Origin of the sequence: Mesorhizobium sp. M7A.F.Ca.ET.027.03.2.1 (assembly GCF_003999175.1) — a bacterium.
In the GTDB taxonomy this organism is placed as follows: Bacteria; Pseudomonadota; Alphaproteobacteria; order Rhizobiales; family Rhizobiaceae; genus Mesorhizobium.
This window is the reverse complement of sequence record NZ_RZOM01001382.1, coordinates 1-1,260: the sequence shown is the minus strand read 5'-3', so window position 1 is coordinate 1,260 and position 1,260 is coordinate 1. Positions and strand designations below refer to the sequence as shown.

General features: G+C 64.4%; 1 protein-coding gene and 1 pseudogene. Both read right to left on the bottom strand.

Features of this window, described 5'->3' with window-relative positions; all coding sequences use genetic code 11:
• A pseudogene (locus tag EN750_RS34865) lies at window positions 1–509 on the bottom strand (PLP-dependent aminotransferase family protein); the annotation flags it as partial.
• 176 nt (window positions 510–685) lie between these two features.
• A complete protein-coding gene (locus tag EN750_RS34860; RefSeq protein WP_127399314.1) occupies window positions 686–1,138 on the bottom strand; it encodes a GNAT family N-acetyltransferase in 453 nt (150 codons plus the stop codon).
• Window positions 1,139–1,260: the final 122 nt, after the last annotated feature.

Genomic DNA, 1,260 nt, shown 5'->3' with positions numbered 1-1,260 from the left:
AGATAGGCGAATTTGGCCTTGCCGCCATTTGCTGCCGCTGCCGCGCGATAGGCATCGGGCGTCATGTTGCCGCCGGCCGGGGTCAGCCGGTCGTAGCGAGGCTCATAGGCGTTGAAAGCCTGCAGCGCGCCGAGATAAGTCGGCCACGTCACCAGCGCGGTATCGCCCGGCGACAGGAACAGTTTGCCGAGATAGTCCAGCGCCTGCTGCGAGCCGGAGGTGATGAAGATATTGGCCTCGTCACAGGCGACGCCGAGCTTGCCCATCTGCCCGGCGAGCCAGCGCCGCAACGGCAGGTAGCCTTCCGAGACCTGGTACTGCAGCGCCGCACCCGCCTCGGCGCCGCCCAGCACCGAAGCATAGGCGTCACGGATCGCCTCGGCCGGGAACAACGCCGGATCGGGAATACCGCCGGCGAACGAGATGATGTCCGGCTGGTCGAGCAGCTTCAGGAGCTCGCGGATTTCGGACGCTTTCATGCGCGACGAGCGCGAAGCCAACAGATTCATAAGGGCCACGACACGCCTCCCCAGACGCTGCAATATAGGTCAACTTGGCTGACCTATATCCCCTCTTGGCCGCGAATTGAAGTGTGCCTGAACGATTTCCCGAATGCGCCAGCGCTGGCGCACTGCTCGAACGCCGCGAGCAGTTCCACAAAAAATGTGCAGCGGTTTCCGTCCGCCTAAAGGCTCTTCTTGTAGCCGAGATGGCTGCCGGTGAAGCCGAGGCTTTCGTAGAAACGGTGCGCGTCCGCCCGCCCCTTGTCGGTGGTCAGTTGGACGAGGCTGCAGCCCCGCGCCCGGCACGCGTCGATCGCCCATACGATCATCTGCCTGCCGATGCCGTCCGAGCGCCTGTGGCCGGCAACCCGAACCGCCTCGATCTGGCCGCGCCAGGCGCCTTTGCGCGAGAGCCCGGCAAGGAAAGAAATCTGCAAGGTACCGATCACTTCGGCCCCGTCGACGGCCACCGCCAGCAGCTGATTGGGATCGGCGTCGATGGCGTTGAAAGCGTCGATGTATCCTTGGGCCAGCGGCATGGAAGCGTCCTCGCGGCCGGCGCCAAGCGGATCGTCGGCCAGCATGGCGATGATGTCAGGCAGGTCGGAGGCCTGCGCACGGCGGAAGGTGATCATGGTGTCGAGATATCGCGAGGCACTGGTGGCCGCAAGATTTGAATATGCTCTCCACCGGGAGCTGGTGCCGCCCCTCATCTGCCTGCCGGCATCTTCTCCCCGTATAGTGACGGGGAGAAGGA

Coding starts and splice junctions, on each gene's coding strand:
- EN750_RS34860 (WP_127399314.1), bottom strand. CDS start 1,138: ATGATCACCTTCCGCCGTGCGCAGGCCTCCGACCTGCCTGACATCATC.